Raw genomic sequence first — 20748 nt, forward strand, 5'->3', positions numbered from 1 at the left:
AAAACTTCCGGCATGAAAATGAAATATGTAGTAGCCATCTGCCTTTTTATCATGTTGCTTTCAGGTTGTATCCGTTACGAAACAGACAGGGTAAGACACGGCAGGGTTTCAATTACGGTGAAAGAATCAGATCACCAATTAAGAGTTGATGCCAAATTCAAACGCTCTCAAACAGATCAAGTTGCTCGTATCATCAAAGAAGAACTGGATCGCAATGCTTCTGATGAAAATATGCATGCCACCACATTCACCATTCGTGACGACGATAAATTATTCGTGAGACTTCGAAAAGGGCGTCTTAAAATTCGATTGGATAAGGATGAAAATGATGAAGTCACTTATAATCGCGTAAAAAGATTGGCAGATCAGATCAAGATTGTTATAGCTTCAGATCAGGCTCGGCGCTAATTTTCCCACTGCACATAGATGATTTCCCCACTTGCAACCGCAAATTAACCGATGGTTAATGAGGTATGGCATACGTATGCCATTCATTAAGTCCATCACAACATCATCTTTATGAAACGAACCCTTTTGAGGTCCATCTTTGTGATCATAGTACTACTTGCCATTGTTTATCTGATGGCCTGGAAGTCTCCCCAATATTATATTCCAACAACATCTTACCATACAACTGACTCCATCGTTCCTTTTGAAAAATATACAGGTGAACATGAGCGGCCTTTTATCATCAAACAAAAAAGAGCGTTGATCTTTGGTGCCACACATACAAAAGACCCCAATGATCCACAAATACCACAGATGGAAGAGTTGTGGGGAGAGTTTCATCCCACCATTGCCTTGGTTGAAGGTAGATTGGGATTGCTCCTGCCCCTATTCATGAATCCGGTAAAAGAATTGGGCGAAGGTGGATGGGTAAAAGCGCTGGCACATAAAGACGGGGTAAAGATTATGAACTGGGATCTGTCTAAAGAAGCATTGGCAGATTCATTACAACAGTATTTTACCAAAGAACAAATTGCATTACACCAAATACTAAATCCTTATTTCGGTAATCTACGTTTTGGCAAACCGGCATCTCCTGAAAACTTTATCAAGGAATACTTGAAACGTGCCTCTTTTGTAGGACTACAAGACAGTATCCGTTCGGTGGAAGATGTAGATCGTTTATGGAAAAAATATTTCCCTGCCGGACCTGATTGGCGCGATACCTCAGATGAATTCCCTTTACCCGGATATCTTGCTTCCTTCATGGCAACTTCCAATGACATTCGCAACAGACAATTGGTGACGATCGTTAAGGAGCTGACTGAAAAAGGAGAGCGTGTGTTTTTGATTTGTGGGTCTAGTCATGCTTACTGTGTAGCGCCGGCATTCCGGCAATAGGGAAGAATTTCTTGATGATGGAAAACCGGATTGCCCTGTTATAAAGGCTTTATAAAGTCTTGACAGCAGGGCAGTTCTATGATTGCTAAAACAAATATATTTCCCATCTTCCTTTCTCTTATTTTTGCGCCACTATAAAGTACAGATATGAAAAATACACCCTTCACACAAAAACACATCGCGCTCGGTGCTAAAATGGCCGAGTTTGCAGGTTACAATATGCCCATCAGTTATTCAGGTATCAACGATGAGCATGCAACCGTTCGTAATAATGCCGGTGTTTTTGATGTAAGTCATATGGGTGAATTCATCCTGAAAGGTGATAAAGCACTGGATTTGATTCAACGTGTTACTTCTAATGATGCTTCAAAACTCAGTAATGGGAAAGCGCAATACAGCTGTTTACCCAATGAACAAGGAGGTATTGTAGATGATCTGATTGTATACTGCATTGAAGAAAATAAAGTGTACATGCTGGTAGTGAATGCGTCGAATATTGAAAAAGATTGGAACTGGATCAGTAAGTTTAATACAGAGAATGTAGAAATGCATAATATCAGCGATAAGACTTGTCTGCTAGCTATTCAAGGTCCCAATGCTACCAAGATTTTACAGCCACTCACTGATATGGATATTATGAATCTGAAATACTACACCTTCGCAAAAGGGAAATTTGCAGGTGTAGACAATGTACTGGTAAGTGCCACAGGATATACAGGAGCCGGAGGTGTTGAAATTTATTTTGAAGATGTAGATGGCGCGGCAGATAAAATTTGGGATGCCATTTTTGCTGCGGGTGGTCCACAAGGAATGAAACCTATAGGTTTGGGGGCAAGAGATACACTTCGTTTGGAAATGGGTTATTGTTTATATGGTAATGATATTGATGATACTACTTCTCCGTTAGAAGGAGGCTTGGGTTGGATCACCAAGTTCACCAAAGATTTTACGGCAAGACCTATTCTGGAAAAACAAAAGGCAGAAGGTGTAACCCGTAAACTGGTTGGTTTTGAAATGATGGAAAGAGGTATTCCTCGACATGATTATCTGATCAAAGATGCAGCAGGAAATACCATTGGAAAAGTGACTTCCGGAACACAGGCGCCTTCTTTAAATAAGGCAGTAGGTTTAGGTTATGTAAACACTGCTTTTACAGCAGTAGATACTGAAATCTTTATTGAAATTCGTAATACGCCGGTGAAAGCGAAAATTGTAAAATTTCCTTTTGCTTAAAAATATAAGTTGATGTCATGAAGCCGTAACAATTCATTGTTATGGCTTTTTTATCCGGATATGGCATCATGATGACAATGGTTTTATGATTTGTATGTAGTTTTAAAAATGTTTTGTCCAAAAGCGACATATGTATTACTCTATTTGTTGATGGGTATTTCTTGTAAACCCAGACAGCATACGGCGCCTTCTATGCCGGATATCGGTTCTTTGGGAAATGAAGTAGGACATGCCATTGTCATTCCGTCCACATTACATGGACTTGCTACAGCAAGTGGTGAGAAATATGATTCCACACGTTATACCGGTGCACATAAAACCTTACCCTTTGGTACAAAAGTATTGGTAACGCATACACTCAATGGTAAAACCGTAACCGTAAAAATCATTGATCGTGGTTTGGCGGGAAGCGGACAAGTAATTGCGCTGAGTAAAGCAGCTGCGCTAAAATTAGATACAACCAAAGTGATCTCAATGCCTGTCAGGATTCACTATCAGGAATAGCCGTTGCCGCATCTTTCATAATCGAAACTTTACAAATTTGTAATTCCTGTTCTGATACTATATGATATGCATGGTCGTAACAGCAATAATAAGTTGTTCCTTCTTTGCTAATAGCGGTATGTGTAAAATAATTAAAATGAAATCCGCGGTGATACAATAATGCTCTTGGAACCTTTTCTGTTTCTTTGGTCTTATTTACACAAGAAGCCAGAATACGTCTGTTTTGCAACAACAAGTGATTGACACTTTTTACAAAGCCCTTTTCATCTATGTATTTCTTGTTGTTAAACACGCTTCTGCAATGATCATCGCAAAATTTTTTATCAATTCTGCCACGTAAAGGATGTCCACAGGTCAGGCAATGTTTTGTATTGACAGACATAAGCATCGGTTTATGTTATGAAAATACCTGCAATGGAGGAGGATATTCATTTCATGGATAAAAACAGGTATTTGTACAAGCCATAAAACTGTATTTATACCTAAAAGCACTTCATAATCGACTGACACTTTAACTCATGCAAAGCGCGTGAAAAATAAGCGATTATAAACGGAAATAAGCGGATAAATTCCGACTACAAGATGCGATCAGTCAGATATTCGTTTTGAAATCATGCAAAGCTTTTTTCATCAAAACATCTGATATGAATATGATCAAAAACAAGGTACAGCTGATCGGTCATTTGGGTCAGACACCTGAAATTAAAAAGTTTGAAGGCGGTAAAAAATTGGCCAGTATGAGTTTGGCTACCAAGGAAAATTATAAAGATGCCAGTGGAGAGAAAGTAACCGATACCCAATGGCATCAGGTAGTAGCATGGGGTAAGATGGCAGACTTTGCCGAAAAATACCTCGTGAAAGGAATTCAAGTGGCGGTAGATGGAAAACTGGTGAATCGACAGTATGTTGACAAAACAGGTGTGAAACGATCTGTCACAGAAATTCATGTACATGAGCTACTGATTATTACCCCCAAAAAGTAGTAGCCTTTCTTTCTGAGCGGCCGGCTTTTCTAGGCTGGCCTTTTTCTAGGCAGGGCTTTTCCTGCTTCAACTGCTTCTGTTTGAGTGTATATTTGCAGTCTTATGAGCATGAAACCGACATTGTATACCATTCTTTCTCCTCGACTACTGGATATATATGACGTATCAGACAGTATTGTTGTGATCATTGATGTTTTTCGTGCTACTTCTACCATTGCTACTGCATTGTACAATGGAGCGAAAAGAGTGATTCCGGTAGATGCAGTGGATAAATGTATTGCCATCGGAAAGGAGACAGGCGGTATTACGGCCGGTGAAAGAGACGGTAAAGTGATTCCAGGTTTAGCGCATGGTAATTCGCCGGCGGAATATCCTCGCTCGTTTATTGAGGGACAAACACTGGTACTCACAACCACCAATGGTACCAAATTACTCCACATGGCTTTGAATAGTGGTGCATCAGAAGTGATCACAGGTTCATTTCCTAATATTTCAGCTGTTTGCGATTACCTCATCGCACAACAAAAGAATGTGATCTTGGGTTGTTCAGCTTGGAAAGACCGTTTTAATTTGGAAGATGCCATGTTTGCCGGTGCAGTCATTCACAGGGTACAGGATCATTTCACTATTCACTGCGATAGCAGTCTCATGGCTTCAGACATGTACGGTCTTCACCAACACGATATGCAACAATTCATTCGCAGAACTACACACTGGCACAGACTCGCTTCCTACGGACTGGAAAAAGACCTGGAATACTGCGTAACTCCCGACATTGCCAATGTCCTTCCTATTTATAGGAATGGAGATTTGGTTTGTGGGTAGTTAGTCCATGGTCGATAGTCCATTGTCCATGGTAAAACCATATTTTTAGCAGTTTTAATAATCAATGTTTCCTACCATGGTCTATTGGCTATCGACCATGGACTACAGACCAACCTTAACAAACATTTCATCCACATTCCTCCTATTTCTTTTCATTTACTGGATTGCTTTCCTTTACTTTTGCAAATTGCCCTTTTCGGAGCGGCATTCATTGCTAAACAGGTACACAGGATGTAGTCATGCCTAATGCAGCTCTTCTGTTTACACTAATTGTTGATTGATTGTATGGCACTTCCATATTTGGTTAAACATATCTATAATAGCGGAACAGAAGAAGTTATCCGCAGGGGTAAAAAAATTCACGCACTCGGAAATGTAGAGTTGATAGAATATGATGAACTCATGGCCAACATCGTTTTTCGTGTGAAAGATGATGGGTATGCAACTTTTTATAAAGTACATATCAATCAATTCAAGGATCCCAAAACACTTTCACTGCGCTGCAGTTGTCCATACAATCTATCTGAAGTTTGTAGGCATAAAGCAGGTGCATTGTTTCATCTGCAAGATCTCTTAGATCGTAATCAGTTGGGTGAAAAAGAAACCAGCTATGATCAAAAACATACGGTGGTAAAAATGAAGCAGCTCGATCTTAAACTGATCAAGATGCTTTCTTCACAAGAGAGTTTTGAAAAAGCCGAAAATTATTTACGTAGTAATCGTTCCAATATTCTTGAAGCCAAAGATGAGCGTGTACTTGCTGATCTTGAGTATGAAGGCGAATCGTTTCGCATTCTTCTTCAAAAAAATGAAGAAAGAAATTTTGATACCAGTTGCACCTGTTCTTCTGATAGGGAACATCCACTCTGTATACATAAAGACATCGTCTTATTACAATTACTGCATAATTATGGTCCGGGTTATTTCGATTCGATTCGTAATTGGGACAAAGAGAAGAATAAATTATTGGCCCTGTATGGGTATTCACTCAATGATGACCTGAAAGGAAAATTTGAATTCACGTATACGGATGGAAAACCTTTTTTAAGGGTATTGGATACCAGTATTAAAAGAGTTGCCTTGAATCCAAGTACGGAATTAAAACCCAAAAGAGAGGAAGAACAAACTGTAGCTACAACTGCTATTATGCAGGAATCTGAAGAAGCTGAGAAAGAGTTACTGAAACTAGGACTCGTACTCACTTTCAATGAACAACAATATCCTTATGTTCAATTCGAAGGAGTGCAGGGAGAAGCAGATGAAGAAAAAACAAAGTACACGGGGAAAGTGGCTAAACTGGATCTCAGTCGTTTTATCAATACAGAAGTTTTTGATGAAGATGATAAAGGTTTATTACAACAGCTTCGCAAGTTGATGCCTTCAGAAGTGAGTCGTTATTTAGACCGTAACTCTCCGTTTAGTGGTATCTGGGAAAACATCATACAGCAACATGATGATGAGCTTCCTGAAGAAACCCGTCATTTGATCAATGAATACCTGCATCCTAAAGTAAAAAAATTATTTACTGAGCTTAGTAGCAGTCATTTTGTTTTCTGTTTACCTGAAAAGAAACCATTCACTACTGCCAATCTCTTAAAAGCAGAGTTGATCACTCACTTTATTAGTCCGGAATTTGAAGTCACGTACCAGAAAGGGAAATATGAAGTAGACTGTCGGGTGAAATTACCATTGGCAGATTTAAATATTTCAGAAAATGAAAGTAGCTCGGCGCTTTTGTTTCAATACCACCAACAGTTTTTTACTTGGAAAAGAACAGAAGACATATTGATACTGGAGAAATTCCTTCCTTCAGGAAAAATTATTATCCCGGCAGAAGATTGGTCGGCACAACTGCAACAATTTATATTGCCTCTGTCCAAAGAATACAATGTTCATTTCGGAAATGTGCAGAAAGAAGAAGTGAAAGATGTAAAGCCGGAAGTAAAAGTATTACTGAAAGAAAAAGGAGAATATTTATTATTCCAGCCCATATTCAATTATCGGGGTTATGATGTACGTACTTCAGATAAAGAAAAGATCATCATGCCTGTGGCTGATAAAATATTGGTCATTCAGCGAAACTTGGAAGCGGAAAAAGAGTTTGTTCAAAAGATAGAATCGCTGCACTCTCATTTTATCAGACCTGCTGAAGGAGATGTATTGGCTTTGAAAGGCGCAGAGGTATTGCGTAATAACTGGTTCTTCCTTTTTGTAGATGCAGTCAAAGAAATGAATATTCCGGTATATGGATTTGAAGCGTTGAAAAACTTTAGATTCAATACTGCGAAACCTTCTACCAAAATCTATATCAGTAGCAATACCGATTGGTTTGATGCTAAGATCGAAATTAATTTCGGTGATCAGAAAGTGACGGTAGATGAAGTGAAAAAAGCATTGAGCAATAAACAGCAATTTGTACAATTGGGAGATGGTACATTAGGGATCTTACCTGAAGAATGGATTAAAAAATATTCATTGTTATTTAGGGTAGGAGAAGGAAAGTCGGGTTCCATGAAGCTCAGTAAATACCATTTCAGTGTGGTAGAAGAATTGTACATGCAGCGTGATGAGGAAGAATTGTTTTTTCAGTTGGAAGAAAAATATGATCGACTCAAAGAAAATCATTCCATCAAAGAGATTCCGGCACCTGCGCATCTTCGAAGCATATTACGACCTTATCAGGAAAGTGGTTTCCAATGGCTGAATTACCTGCGTGAAGTTCAGTGGGGCGGTATTCTGGCCGATGATATGGGTTTGGGTAAAACCATTCAGGCATTGAGTTTTCTGCATCATCTCAAAGAAGAAAATGGATCCTTGAAAGCATTGGTGGTTTGTCCAACAACACTGATGTTCAACTGGCAGAATGAAATCGGAAAGTTTACACCTACGATTAAGTTCTATGTTCACCATGGTGCACAGAGAACACGTGATAGTCTTGCCGCTACAGATGCGGATGTAATCATTACTACTTATGGTACTTTGCGAAGTGATATCAAACAATTTGTAGAAGTAGCATTTGATTATGTAGTGTTGGATGAAAGTCAGGCCATTAAAAATCCTTCTAGCAAAGTCACAAAAGCAGCGAGTCTTATCAAAGCTAAAAACAGACTTTGTCTAAGTGGTACACCCCTTCAGAACAATACATTTGATATTTATGCACAAATGAATTTCTTGAATCCGGGGATGTTAGGAAGTGTAGAGTTTTTCAAACAAGAATTTTCAATTCCCATTGATAAGTTTGGTGAAAAAGAACAAAAAGAACATTTACGTAAACTATTGTTCCCATTCATTCTTAGAAGAACCAAAGAGCAGGTTGCCAAAGATCTTCCTGAAAAACAAGAGATGGTGCTATTCTGTGAAATGGGTGATGAACAGCGTCGTATCTATGATGCATTCAGGAATGATTATCGTGATAAAATTTTGGGAGTAGTAGATAATCAAGGAATACAAAAATCGCAACTCACCATTTTACAAGGTCTGATGAAACTTAGACAGATCTGTGATAGTCCGGCCATCATTAAAGATGAAGAAAAATTCCCCAATGTATCTGTCAAGTTGGAAGAGTTAGGTCGTGAGATCACCGAAAATATCGGTAATCATAAAGCATTGATATTCTCACAATTCCTCGGTATGCTTGCTTTGATCAAAGAAAAGATGAAGGAATTGGGGGTTGATTATGAATATTTTGATGGAAGCAGTACAGTGAATGAACGTGAGAGAGCCATCCAACGTTTTCAAAACGATGATTCATGTCGCGTATTTCTTATTTCATTGAAAGCGGGAGGCGTAGGTTTGAATTTAACCGCTGCTGATTACGTGTATATTGTAGATCCATGGTGGAATCCTGCAGTAGAGCAACAGGCGATCGACAGAACACACCGTATTGGTCAGACCAAAAATATATTTGCTTACAGAATGATCTGTACAGATACAGTGGAGGATAAAATACTCAAATTACAAGACCGTAAAAGAAGTTTAGCTCGTGAATTGATTACAGATGATGAAGGCTTTGTGAAGAACCTGACACGCGAGGACGTGGAGTACTTATTCAGTTAAGAATTGTTAGTCAGACGATTATGTGTAGTTTATTGATGACTGCTAATTGATTAAGCGACCTATCCGCGTATGTCTTTCACCGATTTTAACAAGAAGCGTCCCAACCATCCTGCTAGCTTTCCATTAATCTTTTTGCTTATTAGTCAGTCTAATACCAAAGCATAGCTTCGTATACTATAATAAACTTGAGCATGACCAAAATTCTAACTGCTATCACCTGTTTGTTCTTTGCATATACCGTGAAGGCTCAAACCAGTGCAACCTTAAAGGGTAAACTGGTAGATACGGTGGGGAAGCAATCACTAAAAGATGCATCTATCTCTATTCTGGATGCAAAAGATTCTACATTGGATGTTTTTGGACTAACCAAAGCAGATGGTAGTTTTTTGATCAGCAATATCACATTTGGTGAAATGATCGTTGATATCAAGTTTCAGGGTTATGAACCATTTTCTAAAAAGATTTCGTTTTCCAAGACCAATAGTATGGTCGATCTTGGAAATATCTATATGACTGTTGCAGCCAATGATTTGGGTAATGTTACCGTTACACAATCTGCGGTAAGAATGAAAAATGATACGGTGGAATTCAGTGCTTCAGCATTTAAGACCAAGCCGAACGCTGTTGCAGAAGACTTACTCAAGAAAGTACCAGGTATTCAGGTTGATAAAAGTGGTAATATCACTGCACAAGGAGAGCAGGTACAAAGAATATTAGTAGATGGAAAAAGATTCTTTGGTGATGATCCCAGAATGGCTACCCGTAATCTTCCTCCGGATGTTATTGATAAAATTCAGGTATTTGACCAAGCCAGTGATCAAAGTGCTTTTACCGGTTTTGATGATGGTAATCGTGTGAAAACCATCAATATCACCACACGAAAAGACAGGCGTAAAGGATATTTTGGTCGAGGAACACTCGGTTTTGGTGCCAATGCGGATGAAGGTTTGTATGATAACAGTTTTAGTTTGAGTCGCTTTAATGGTGATCGACAAATTACTTTCACCGGACAAGCCAATAATGTCAATAAACAGAATTTCTCCGTACAGGATATGTTAGGCTCTTTAGGTGGGGGCAATTTTGGCGGTGGCGGCGGAGGTGGTGGACGTGGTGGTGTTCAGGCATTTACTGGAAGTGGTGGAGCAGGTGGATTGGTTAACACATGGGCTGGAGGTATCAACTATAGAGATACTTGGAGTCCAAAGACACAATTCTCAGGAAGTTATTTCTATAATGATCAGAAAACATATCGTGATCAGAATAGCTTGGTGCAGAACTTAATTCCGGGTGCTCCTGATTCATCTATTTTCAATAACCAAACGAACTCTTCTAAAACGTATAATAATAATCATAGGATCAATTTTAATATTGAACACCAATTTGATTCTTCCAATTCTTTGATTATTAGACCCAATATCAGTTTTCAGGATACTTGGTCTCAAACCTTACAACAGACATCTTCAACTAGGGGTAAATTCACGGCATTGAATAGCTCTGATGCAAGATCTATTCGCGAGAACAATGGATACAATGGTAGTGTTGAAGCTACTTTCCGTCATCGTTTTCCAAAAAGAGGTCGAACTTATTCCATTGGTATCAATGCGGGTGGTAGTGCCAATGATGGGACTGGATCGAATTATTCGCTGAATCAATTCAATCCACCAAGTAGACCTTCTTATATTGATACGATTGATCAGGTGTACACGACTAATAGAGATACCAGAAATTTCAGTGGTACCTTATCTTATACCGAGCCACTTGCCAAAAATCAGCAACTGGAATTCAACTATAACTACTCTTACAATAAAAATAATTCGGGTAGAGAAACCATGGAGTATGATGCCGGTAGCGGTAAGTATGAAATACCGGTGATTAACTTGACCAATACTTTTGAAAACACATTTAGTTCAAACAGGTTCACGATGAACTACCGTTTGCAGAATGCGAAATACAATTTCAGTATTGGATCAGGTGTACAAGTAGGTGAGCTAGTAAGTAATAATATCACCAGAAATACATCAATTAAGCAAAACTTTGTCAACCTTTTCCCTTCTGCGAATTTCAGATATGAGTTTTCTAAGACCAAGAGTTTGCGATTGTTTTATAACGGACGTACATCCCAGCCTACCGCAGAGCAATTACAACCTGTAGCTGATAACAGTAATCCACTAAACATTCGGACAGGTAATCCAAACCTGAAACAACAATTCACGCATAGCTTTAGGTTTTTGTATAATTCATTTGATGTATTTACGCAGAAATTGATTTTTGCTACCATCAATGCCAGCTTTATCCAAAATGATATTCAGAATTCAACGGTATTTCAGCCTAATGGAGCGCAGTTGACAATGCCGGTGAATTTGAATGGAACATATAGAATCAATGGATTTTTCAATTATAGTTTCCCATTAAAAAAACCAAAGAGCACTGTTAACCTAAGAGCAATTATAGCCAGAGATCAATCACAAACATTGATCAATAATGCCAGCAACTATACACGTAATACTACATTAGGCGGTGAAGTAGGTTGGACTACTAACCTGAAAGAAGGATTTGATATGAATTTCTCATCAAATTCTTCTTTCAACATGGCCAGATATACTTTACAGCCACAACAGAATGGAGACTTCTTTACCCAAACTGTTTCAACAGAGGCAACCGCTTATTCAAAAAGTGGTTGGGTATTCTCACTTGATTTTGATTATATCTATAATGCAGGAAGAGCACAAGGATTCAATACCAGTATTCCATTGTTAAATGCAAGCATCTCTAAACAAATGCTCAAGAATAAAGCAGGTGAGTTGAAGTTTTACATGTTTGATCTCCTGAATCAAAATGTGAGTATTCGAAGAGAGATTACTGGTAACACTATTCAAGACGTATCCACAAGGGTACTGACTAGATATGTAATGGTAAGCTTTACCTATAATTTGCGTCGTTTTGGCGGTAATCAACAGCAGCAGCGTGGGCCGATAAATATGATGATGCCGGGTGGTGGTGGCAGACAAATGCAGATGATGCGAGGCGGTGGAGGATTTTAATTAGTGTACTTTTTTATATGATAATAGCCGCCATTAGTTGATGACGGCTATTTTTATGCTTACACTTGTTAGCATAGAATTAATATGCCGTTCAAAAATTTTTTGAACGATATCCCACAAACTGATATACTTTTACAGCTCCAAAGCAAATAATTATCAAACAAGTGAAGCAGATACTCACTCAATATTTATTCCTCCTGTTGAATACCCGTATTCAGGTATTCTCTATGGAAGCTGCTTTCAACTTCTTGCCGCGACCTCGACGTGGTTGCTGATAGGACGAGCAACTGGCACTTGCCCCTATCAGTGAAAAATCCCCCGGAATCAATCATCTGACAGAGAGCTGTCTTACCGTTTACGTTATTTAATTCATTATAAGTTGGAACAAAATATCATTGTTCGTGTAGCCAATGGTGGCGACACGCATTACGCGCAAACCATTACAGATGAAATGGAGTCATCTGCCAAAGCACGTGGTACCGGTATCGCTAAACGCAGTCCCGAATATGTGGCTCGTAAGATGGAAGAGGGTAAAGCCGTTATCGCACTCCTTCCAGATGGAACTTGGGTAGGCTTTTGTTATATAGAAGCATGGGGACATGATGCATTCGTGGCCAATAGTGGTTTAATTGTTTCACCACCCTTTCGGAAAAGCGGTGTGGCTAAACTAATCAAACAAACCATCTTCAACTTATCAAGGGAAAAGTATCCAACTTCCAAAATATTTGGTTTGACTACCGGTCTTGCCGTCATGAAGATCAACAGTGACTTGGGTTATGAGCCGGTTACATATAGTGAGTTAACCGATGATGAAGAATTTTGGGCCGGTTGTAAAAGTTGTATCAATTATGAAATATTGATGAGTAAGGATCGTAAGAACTGTTTTTGTACAGCCATGCTGTATGACCCTACAGATCATTATGAACCGGAAGAAACATCTACGGAATTTAAAAGGAAATCTAAACTCTATGAGCGTTTCATGAAAGTGAAGCAACATAAGTTATTGCGTGTTTTCCGAAAGAAGGAAAACGGTGGAACAACAAAACCCAAATCTTTCTTTCATCATTTCTTTAATCTTTAATCGTCTAAGCAATCCATTATATGAATCAGCTTCCAACAAATCTTCCGGCAGGTACAAAAGTAGTAGTAGGCTTTAGTGGCGGACTCGATACTTCTTTTTGTGTCAAATACTTAACTGAAGAAAAAGGCTTTGAAGTGCATAGCGTAATTGTGAATACAGGGGGCTTTTCAAAGGAAGAATTACAGCAGGTAGAGACGCATGCATATAATTTAGGGGTGAAAACCCACACGACCGTTGATGCAGTGAAAAGCTATTACGACAGTATTATTCGTTTTTTGATTTATGGAAATGTATTGAAAAACAATACCTATCCATTGAGTGTGAGTGCAGAGAGGCTGAGTCAGGCTTTGCATATAGCTGAACACACTAAAAAACTGAATGCCAAAGCAGTGGTGCATGGCAGTACTGGTGCCGGTAATGATCAGGTAAGATTTGATATGATTTTTCATATCATGATACCGGATACAGAAATTATTACGCCTATTCGAGATATGAAACTGAGTAGAGAGGAGGAAATCACTTATCTCCAATCGAAAGGTGTTGCTATGAATTTTGAAAAAGCCACTTATTCTATCAATAAAGGACTGTGGGGAACCAGTGTAGGAGGAAAAGAAACATTGCATTCCAAAGGGATGCTCCCGGAAGAAGCTTGGCCTACAAAAGTTTCAAAATCACAACCTGAAGAAGTGAAACTTGGATTTGTGAAAGGTGAACTGAAAACCATCAATGATCAACAATTTGCGCATCCAACCGATGCGATACAATACCTGCAGTCCATTGCAGGTCCATTTGGTATTGGGCGCGATATTCATGTGGGGGATACGATTATCGGTATTAAAGGACGTGTAGGCTTTGAGGCAGCAGCACCCATGGTTATTCTGAAAGCGCATCATGCATTGGAAAAACATGTATTGACCAAATGGCAATTGAATTGGAAAGACCAACTCGCTCAATTTTATGGCAATTGGTTGCATGAAGGGCAGATTATGGATCCTGTGATGAGAGATATTGAGGCATTTCTGATTCAGTCACAGGAGCATGTTACAGGAGATGTTTTTATACAACTCATGCCTTACCGTTTTGCTGTTATTGGTATTGAATCATCATTTGATTTAATGAGCAGCAAATTTGGTAAGTATGGTGAAATGAACAGTGGCTGGACAGGAGATGATGTGAGAGGATTTTCCAAAATTTTTGGTAACCAGACCGCTATTTATCACAACATTAAATCTGATAACAAATGAGTCAAATAAGAGCAGCTATTATTGGTGGTGCGGGATATACAGGTGGAGAAATGATTCGTTTGTTACTGCGTCATTCGGCAGTAGACTTATTAAGTGTACATAGTTCCAGTAATGCAGGAAAACCTTTATATGAAGTTCATAAAGACCTCATCGGAGAAACAGAACTATTATTCGCTGATCAGCCGTTTACAGAGGTAGATGTACTGTTTTTATGTGTAGGTCATGGTGACGCGAAAAAGTTTTTGGAACAGAACCATATCTCTGATGCCGTAAAGATCATCGATCTATCACAGGATTTCAGGTTGACATCCGGATCAATATTTGGTAACAGAAACTTTGTTTATGGATTACCGGAACTAAATCGAGAACTAATTAAAACTGCTCACAATATTGCTAACCCCGGTTGTTTTGCTACTGCTATTCAATTGGCATTATTGCCTTTGGCAAAAGCGGGTATATTGAGTGATGTACATACGACCGGTATCACCGGATCTACGGGAGCCGGTCAATCACTGAGTACTACCTCTCATTTTAGTTGGAGAGCCAATAATATCCAAGCGTATAAATCATTGAATCATCAGCATATTCAAGAGATCACGGCATCTATCAATCAGTTGCAGAAAGATTCTCCTTTATCTGCTTTAGGAGAGGGTCCGGGTATACATTTTGTCCCTTGGCGAGGTGATTTTACAAGAGGTATTTATACCAGCTCAATCATTGATTGCAGTTTCCCATTAGAAAAAGTAAAAGAACTGTATCGCGAATATTATCAGAAACAATCTTTTACTTTTTTAAGTGAAACGATGATCGATCTAAAGCAAGTGGTGAATACCAACAAATGTCTTTTACATATTGAGAAGCAGGGCAATAAACTGATAGTTCATAGTGCGATTGATAATTTATTGAAAGGAGCCAGCGGACAGGCAGTACAAAATATGAATCTCATGTTGGGTCTGGATGAAAAAACAGGACTGAATTTAAAAGCCAATTATTTCTAATCAATCAAGTGATCGGTATGAAACTTTTTGATGTATATCCTTTAAATAATATTACCATTAGCAGAGCACTGGGTTCCTATGTGTGGGATGACCAGGGAAATCAGTACTTGGATATGTATGGAGGACATGCAGTGATCAGTATTGGACATACACATCCACATTGGGTGAAAAAAATAGAAGATCAGTTAAAGCAGATAGCTTTTTATTCTAATTCTGTGATCATACCATTGCAACAGCAACTGACAGAGAAGTTGGGAAAACTGAGTGGTAAAACAGACTATGAACTTTTTTTGTGTAATAGTGGTGCAGAAGCCAATGAAAATGCATTGAAGCTGGCATCTTTTCATACCGGCAGGAAAAAAATCATTGCTTTTAAAAAATCATTTCACGGAAGAACCTCTTTAGCTGTTGCAGCTACGGATAATCCCGCAATTGTAGCTCCTGTAAATGAAACAGAGAATATTGTATTTCTGCCGTTTAATGATACTGCATCGCTACAAGAATATTTTGAACAGCATGGAGAAACGATTGCAGCCGTTATTACAGAAGGCATACAAGGAGTAGGAGGAATTAATATAGCCTCCGATGATTTTCTACAAGCTATCCGACAATTATGTGATCAGTACGGTTCGGTATTTATTGCTGATAGTGTACAATGTGGTTATGGACGAACAGGAAGATTCTTTGCACATGATCATGCTGGAGTAGACGCAGATATATATTCTATGGCAAAAGGGATGGGTAATGGATTTCCAATAGGAGGTATTTTGATCGCACCACATATCAGGCCTAAACATGGAATGCTAGGAACCACATTCGGAGGGAACCATCTTGCTTGTGCTGCTGCTTTAGCTGTATTGGAAATCATAGAGCAAGAGGATTTGATGAAAAAAGCAATGGTGAATGGGTCGTATATAATCGAACAATTGAAAGCGATTCCAGACATTCAAAATGTTCGAGGTAGAGGTTGGATGATTGGATTTGATGTTCCTGATGCGATCAAAGATTTGAAAAAAGTATTACTGAGTGAATACAAAACATTTACCGGAGAGGCCAAGCCTAATGTAATACGATTGTTGCCTTCTCTTGCATTAAATAAAGAACAGGTAGACGATTTTCTTCAGAGACTTCGCGAGGCCATCAAATTCATACAAACCGCTAATCCATCATCTTAATTACTGAAAAACATGAAACAATTCATTTCTGTAAATGATGTACCGGATATCAATGCACTCATTGCAAAGGCAATGGCATGCAAAGCCAATCCATTCCAATATCAAGGTCTTGGAATCGGTAAGCGTATAGGATTACTTTTTTTGAATCCAAGTCTTAGAACAAGGTTAAGTACACAAGTTGCAGCCCGTAACCTGGGTATGGAAGCCATTGTTTTCAATATTGATAAAGAAGGGTGGGCATTAGAGTTTGAAGAAGGGGCAATCATGAGTGGTAATAACGTAGAACATGTGAAAGATGCAGCACCCGTTCTTGGACAATATTTTGATATTCTTTGTATCAGAACTTTCCCCTCATTGAAAAATAGGGAAGATGATTATAGTGAAATGTTCATTCATCAATTTATTAAGTATGCGGGTGTTCCGGTGGTGAGCCTGGAAAGCGCCACACTGCATCCTTTACAATCATTGACGGATCTGATGACCATTGCGGAAGAGTTACAGGATAAGCAAATAAATCACCGCCCTAAAATTGTACTGACCTGGGCACCACATATCAAACCACTTCCCCAATGTGTAGCGAATAGCTTTGCGCAGTGGGTGAATGCATGGGGTGAAGCTGATTTTGTCATCACACATCCACAGGAGTATGAATTATCAACTGCGTTTACAAAAGGAGCAGTGATTACACACGATCAAAATGCCGCTTTAGCAGACGCTGATTTTGTTTATGTTAAAAACTGGAGCACATATACCGATTATGGTAAAGTATATGAAAACGATCCCGCATGGATGTTAACAGAGGAAAAACTAAAGTATACAAATGCTGCAAAAGTGATGCACTGTTTGCCGGTAAGAAGAAATGTAGAACTTAGTGATGAGATATTAGATAGCTCACATAGTTTGGTAACCAAGCAAGCCGGAAATCGTGTTTGGGCAGCACAGGCTGTTTTACAAACCATACTAACACATCAACAATCGTAAGGTGGAACAATTGTATGTCATAAAAATTGGTGGTAACATCATTGATGATGCAAAAAGGCTAGAGCATTTTCTGGAGCAATTTGCTGCTGTGCAAGGACATAAGATATTGGTGCATGGAGGAGGGAAATTGGCTACAAAGCTGGCTGCGCAAATGGGTATTCAACAACAAATGATTGATGGTCGCAGAATTACGGATGCGGAGACTTTGAAAATAGTGACCATGGTGTATGCCGGATATGTCAATAAAAATATCGTAGCCAAATTACAATCTAAAGATGTCAATGCTATCGGAATTACGGGTGCAGATGCAGGGATGATTCGAGCACATAAAAGAGTACATGCAACCATTGATTATGGTTTTGTCGGAGATATTGATGCAGTAGATTCAATAAAAGTACATCAACTGATTAGACAAAATTTGACGATTGTATTGGCACCTATAACGGATGATGGGAATGGACAACTATTAAATACCAATGCCGATACCATTGCCCAAGAGATCGCAAAAAGCATGAGTCATCTGTATACAACTAGTTTGATTTATTCTTTTGAGAAGAAGGGTGTATTAACGGATGTCAATGACGATAATTCTGTTATACCAGTGATAACCCCCACGCTATATCAACAATTAAAATCAGACAACAAGATTTTTGCAGGAATGCTTCCCAAATTGGACAATGCTTTTAGTGCTATTCAAGCAGGTGTAAAGCAAGTGATCATTGGAGAGGCAGAGCAGTTGAAGGAATTATTAGCAGGTAAAACAGGAACATCCATCCAATTATAGCATGAAGCCGGATATCAACATATTATTTCAGGATAGTATACAGCTACTCAAAGCATTGATTGGTACTCCTTCTTATAGCAGAGAAGAGCAAACAACTGCTCAACTTATTGAACAATTTTTTCAGCAAAAGCAAATTCCGGTTCATCGATACCTAAATAATGTTTGGGTAACCAATCATAATTTCGATCCGGTAAAGCCTACATTATTATTGAATTCACATCATGATACCGTAAAGCCTAATCCGGCGTATACCATAGATCCATTTATGCCTATTGAAAAAGAGGGTAAGCTGTTTGGATTGGGTAGTAATGATGCGGGTGGGGCATTGGTATCACTAGTAGCTGTTTTTTTATATTACTACGAACAAAAAGAGTTGCCTTATAATATTTTGTTTGCGGCAACAGCAGAAGAAGAAGTATCGGGTAAGAATGGCATTGAAGCACTACTCCCACAGCTACCCAATATCAATTATGGTATTGTAGGGGAACCTACACAAATGCAAATGGCTATAGCAGAAAGAGGATTGTTGGTGCTTGATGTTACAGCAACAGGTAAACCCGGACATGCAGCCAGAAGTGAGGGTGAGAATGCATTGTACAAAGCATTGAAAGATATTGAATGGTTTAGTCAGTATCAGTTTGAGCGTGTTTCTGGTTTACTCGGCCCTGTGAAAATGTCAGTAACAGTGATCGAAACAGCAAATAAGGCACATAATGTGGTACCTGATCAATGTAAATTTGTAGTAGATATACGGGTTAATGAATTGTATTCTTTCGAAGAGATCCTAGCAACCATTCAGCAACATGTTTCTTCAATAGCAGTGCCGAGAAGTGTAAGAATAAAATCAACTGCAATACCTGAAAATCATCCCTTGGTAGTAGCAGGGACTAGGATTGGAAGAAAAACCTATGGCTCTCCTACCACATCTGATAAAGCATTAATGCCATTTCTAACTTTGAAAATGGGTCCGGGTGATTCTGCAAGGAGTCACTCAGCAGATGAGTTTATTTATCTGAATGAAATAAAAGAGGGGATTGAATTATACATCGCACTATTGGATCAAATCATGCAAAACCAAACAGTATGAAACTCTGGCAAAAAAATACCAATGTATCATCTGCAGTAGAAAGATTTACTGTAGGCAATGATCGTGAAATAGATCTACTGCTTGCACCTTTTGATGTATTAGGATCTATTGTACACGTGATGATGTTGGCAGAAGTAGGGCTACTTACAAAATCTGAAGCGGACTTACTTGTACAAGAACTAAGAAGTATCTACAAACAAATTAACGATTCACAATTCACCATTCACGAATCCGTAGAAGATATTCATTCACAGGTTGAATTCTTGCTTACGCAAAAGCTGGGTGACATCGGAAAGAAAATTCATAGTGCTCGAAGTAGAAATGACCAGGTGCTGGTAGATATCAAAATGTTTCTTCGTCATGAAATCCAATCATTGGTAGAGGAAATGCAAACACTCTTTATTGTATTACAAGAGCAAAGTGAAAAATATAAGAACCATTTGTTACCCGGCTATACCCATTTACAACTGGCTATGCCTTCTTCTTTCGGACTATGGTTTGGGGCTTATGCTGAAAGTCTGGTAGATGATACCGTATTATTGCAAGGAGCTTATAAAGTAGTCAATAAAAACCCATTAGGATCAGCAGCAGGATATGGATCTTCTTTTCCTATCAATCGTACACTTACTACCCAATTGCTTGGATTTGACGATTTGAATTATAATGTTGTATACGCTCAAATGGGAAGAGGAAAAGCAGAGCGTACTACTGCCATGGCAATGGCGAATTTGGCAGATACCTTAAGCAGGATGAGTATGGATATGTGTTTATACCTCAATCAAAATTTTGATTTTGTAAGTTTTCCTACTGAGCTTACAACGGGGTCTAGCATTATGCCACACAAAAAAAATCCGGATGTTTTCGAACTGATTCGCTCACATTGTAATCGGATCAAAGCATTGCCGAATGAAATCATGATGATGACCACTAATTTACCCTCCGGTTATCATCGCGACTTACAATTATTGAAGGAGCATTTATTTCCGGCTTTTCAGACACTTAAGCAATGTATACAAATGTCTTGTCTCATGCTGTCTGCTATTGAGATCAAAAAAGATATTATGGCAGATGAAAAATACCGATATGCTTTTAGTGTGGAAGAAGTCAATAAGCTGGTATTAAAAGGTATTCCATTTAGAGATGCTTATCAACAAGTAGGGGCGGCTATTGAAGCTGGTAATTTTCAATCCGATATTAAAGACATGTATCATACGCATGAAGGAAGCATCGGAAACCTTTGCAACCAGAAAATTCGCTCTATAATGGAGGAAGCCTTTAATTCTTTTCATTTTGAGAAAATTAGCCAGGCTTATCAAAAGTTATTAGAAAATTAAACAGTAGCCATTCCTTTTATTCTTTCTTGGCATAGTGCGGGAAATATTGTTGTTTTGAGTGTATTAAACCTGAAA

General features: G+C 38.7%; 17 protein-coding genes. 16 read left to right on the forward strand and 1 reads right to left on the reverse strand.

The window, feature by feature from the left end; translation table 11 throughout:
• Nucleotides 1–12 precede the first annotated feature (12 nt).
• From ACTIEV_RS02770 to ACTIEV_RS02785, 4 genes are all read left to right on the forward strand, one after another.
• Entirely contained in the window at nucleotides 13–408 is a 396-nt protein-coding gene (locus tag ACTIEV_RS02770; RefSeq protein ID WP_439516024.1) for a hypothetical protein, read from the forward strand.
• A 111-nt stretch (nucleotides 409–519) separates the two neighbouring features.
• Entirely contained in the window at nucleotides 520–1347 is an 828-nt protein-coding gene (locus tag ACTIEV_RS02775) for a hypothetical protein (RefSeq protein ID WP_439516025.1), read from the forward strand.
• A 147-nt stretch (nucleotides 1348–1494) separates the two neighbouring features.
• Nucleotides 1495–2580, forward strand: coding sequence for a glycine cleavage system aminomethyltransferase GcvT (gene gcvT, locus ACTIEV_RS02780; protein ID WP_439516026.1), 1086 nt, complete (start codon nucleotides 1495–1497; stop codon nucleotides 2578–2580).
• Between the two features lie 108 nt (nucleotides 2581–2688).
• Entirely contained in the window at nucleotides 2689–3084 is a 396-nt protein-coding gene (locus ACTIEV_RS02785) for a septal ring lytic transglycosylase RlpA family protein (protein ID WP_439516027.1), read from the forward strand.
• Here the strand turns inward: ACTIEV_RS02785 and ACTIEV_RS02790 are convergent.
• Nucleotides 3062–3466, reverse strand: a complete 405-nt coding sequence (locus tag ACTIEV_RS02790; protein WP_439516028.1) for a hypothetical protein — start codon at nucleotides 3464–3466, stop codon at nucleotides 3062–3064. The two genes, ACTIEV_RS02785 and ACTIEV_RS02790, sit on opposite strands and share 23 nt — an antisense overlap.
• A gap of 262 nt (nucleotides 3467–3728) precedes the next feature.
• Between ACTIEV_RS02790 and ACTIEV_RS02795 the strand changes: the two genes are divergently transcribed.
• The 12 genes from ACTIEV_RS02795 to argH all read left to right on the forward strand — a co-directional run bounded on the left by ACTIEV_RS02795 (nucleotide 3729) and on the right by argH (nucleotide 20673).
• Nucleotides 3729–4067 carry a single-stranded DNA-binding protein gene (locus ACTIEV_RS02795; protein ID WP_178889199.1) on the forward strand — a complete coding sequence of 113 codons (339 nt, stop codon included), beginning with the start codon at nucleotides 3729–3731 and terminating at the stop codon, nucleotides 4065–4067.
• A 108-nt stretch (nucleotides 4068–4175) separates the two neighbouring features.
• Nucleotides 4176–4892: a 2-phosphosulfolactate phosphatase gene (locus ACTIEV_RS02800; RefSeq protein ID WP_250686687.1), complete on the forward strand. Its 717-nt coding sequence runs from the start codon at nucleotides 4176–4178 to the stop codon at nucleotides 4890–4892.
• Nucleotides 4893–5177: 285 nt separating this feature from the next.
• Nucleotides 5178–8948, forward strand: coding sequence for an SNF2-related protein (locus ACTIEV_RS02805; RefSeq protein WP_439516029.1), 3771 nt, complete (start codon nucleotides 5178–5180; stop codon nucleotides 8946–8948).
• 191 nt (nucleotides 8949–9139) lie between these two features.
• Entirely contained in the window at nucleotides 9140–11989 is a 2850-nt protein-coding gene (locus ACTIEV_RS02810; RefSeq protein WP_439516030.1) for an outer membrane beta-barrel protein, read from the forward strand.
• Nucleotides 11990–12368: 379 nt separating this feature from the next.
• Nucleotides 12369–13070, forward strand: coding sequence for a GNAT family N-acetyltransferase (locus ACTIEV_RS02815; RefSeq protein WP_439516031.1), 702 nt, complete (start codon nucleotides 12369–12371; stop codon nucleotides 13068–13070).
• A 20-nt stretch (nucleotides 13071–13090) separates the two neighbouring features.
• Entirely contained in the window at nucleotides 13091–14314 is a 1224-nt protein-coding gene (locus ACTIEV_RS02820; protein WP_439516032.1) for an argininosuccinate synthase, read from the forward strand.
• Nucleotides 14311–15312, forward strand: a complete 1002-nt coding sequence (gene argC, locus ACTIEV_RS02825; protein ID WP_439516033.1) for an N-acetyl-gamma-glutamyl-phosphate reductase — start codon at nucleotides 14311–14313, stop codon at nucleotides 15310–15312. The genes ACTIEV_RS02820 and argC overlap by 4 nt, the downstream gene beginning before the upstream one ends.
• Before the next feature lie 17 nt (nucleotides 15313–15329).
• Nucleotides 15330–16487 (forward strand): aspartate aminotransferase family protein, encoded by a 1158-nt coding sequence (locus tag ACTIEV_RS02830; protein ID WP_439516034.1) that lies wholly within the window; start codon nucleotides 15330–15332, stop codon nucleotides 16485–16487.
• 12 nt (nucleotides 16488–16499) lie between these two features.
• Nucleotides 16500–17468, forward strand: a complete 969-nt coding sequence (locus ACTIEV_RS02835; RefSeq protein ID WP_439516035.1) for an acetylornithine carbamoyltransferase — start codon at nucleotides 16500–16502, stop codon at nucleotides 17466–17468.
• 1 nt (nucleotide 17469) lies between these two features.
• Entirely contained in the window at nucleotides 17470–18252 is a 783-nt protein-coding gene (argB, locus tag ACTIEV_RS02840) for an acetylglutamate kinase (protein ID WP_439516036.1), read from the forward strand.
• Between the two features lies 1 nt (nucleotide 18253).
• A complete protein-coding gene (locus ACTIEV_RS02845; RefSeq protein ID WP_439516037.1) occupies nucleotides 18254–19339 on the forward strand; it encodes a M20 family metallo-hydrolase in 1086 nt (361 codons plus the stop codon).
• Entirely contained in the window at nucleotides 19336–20673 is a 1338-nt protein-coding gene (gene argH / locus ACTIEV_RS02850; protein ID WP_439516038.1) for an argininosuccinate lyase, read from the forward strand. Before ACTIEV_RS02845 ends, argH begins: the two co-directional genes overlap by 4 nt.
• The last annotated feature ends 75 nt before the right edge of the window (nucleotides 20674–20748 follow it).

The sequence above is a fragment of the Sediminibacterium sp. genome (assembly GCF_051861365.1).
Lineage (GTDB): Bacteria > Bacteroidota > Bacteroidia > Chitinophagales > Chitinophagaceae > Sediminibacterium.

What these genes read in the sequence shown, in the direction of transcription:
- gcvT (WP_439516026.1), top strand. Translation starts at nt 1,495, where the DNA reads ATGAAAAATACACCCTTCACACAAAAACACATCGCGCTCGGTGCTAAA.
- ACTIEV_RS02810 (WP_439516030.1), top strand. Translation starts at nt 9,140, where the DNA reads ATGACCAAAATTCTAACTGCTATCACCTGTTTGTTCTTTGCATATACC.
- argH (WP_439516038.1), top strand. Translation starts at nt 19,336, where the DNA reads ATGAAACTCTGGCAAAAAAATACCAATGTATCATCTGCAGTAGAAAGA.
- ACTIEV_RS02805 (WP_439516029.1), top strand. Translation starts at nt 5,178, where the DNA reads ATGGCACTTCCATATTTGGTTAAACATATCTATAATAGCGGAACAGAA.
- ACTIEV_RS02830 (WP_439516034.1), top strand. Translation starts at nt 15,330, where the DNA reads ATGAAACTTTTTGATGTATATCCTTTAAATAATATTACCATTAGCAGA.
- ACTIEV_RS02835 (WP_439516035.1), top strand. Translation starts at nt 16,500, where the DNA reads ATGAAACAATTCATTTCTGTAAATGATGTACCGGATATCAATGCACTC.
- ACTIEV_RS02820 (WP_439516032.1), top strand. Translation starts at nt 13,091, where the DNA reads ATGAATCAGCTTCCAACAAATCTTCCGGCAGGTACAAAAGTAGTAGTA.
- ACTIEV_RS02790 (WP_439516028.1), bottom strand. Translation starts at nt 3,466, where the DNA reads ATGTCTGTCAATACAAAACATTGCCTGACCTGTGGACATCCTTTACGT.
- ACTIEV_RS02785 (WP_439516027.1), top strand. Translation starts at nt 2,689, where the DNA reads ATGTTTTGTCCAAAAGCGACATATGTATTACTCTATTTGTTGATGGGT.
- ACTIEV_RS02845 (WP_439516037.1), top strand. Translation starts at nt 18,254, where the DNA reads ATGAAGCCGGATATCAACATATTATTTCAGGATAGTATACAGCTACTC.
- ACTIEV_RS02800 (WP_250686687.1), top strand. Translation starts at nt 4,176, where the DNA reads ATGAAACCGACATTGTATACCATTCTTTCTCCTCGACTACTGGATATA.
- ACTIEV_RS02795 (WP_178889199.1), top strand. Translation starts at nt 3,729, where the DNA reads ATGAATATGATCAAAAACAAGGTACAGCTGATCGGTCATTTGGGTCAG.
- argC (WP_439516033.1), top strand. Translation starts at nt 14,311, where the DNA reads ATGAGTCAAATAAGAGCAGCTATTATTGGTGGTGCGGGATATACAGGT.
- ACTIEV_RS02770 (WP_439516024.1), top strand. Translation starts at nt 13, where the DNA reads ATGAAAATGAAATATGTAGTAGCCATCTGCCTTTTTATCATGTTGCTT.
- ACTIEV_RS02775 (WP_439516025.1), top strand. Translation starts at nt 520, where the DNA reads ATGAAACGAACCCTTTTGAGGTCCATCTTTGTGATCATAGTACTACTT.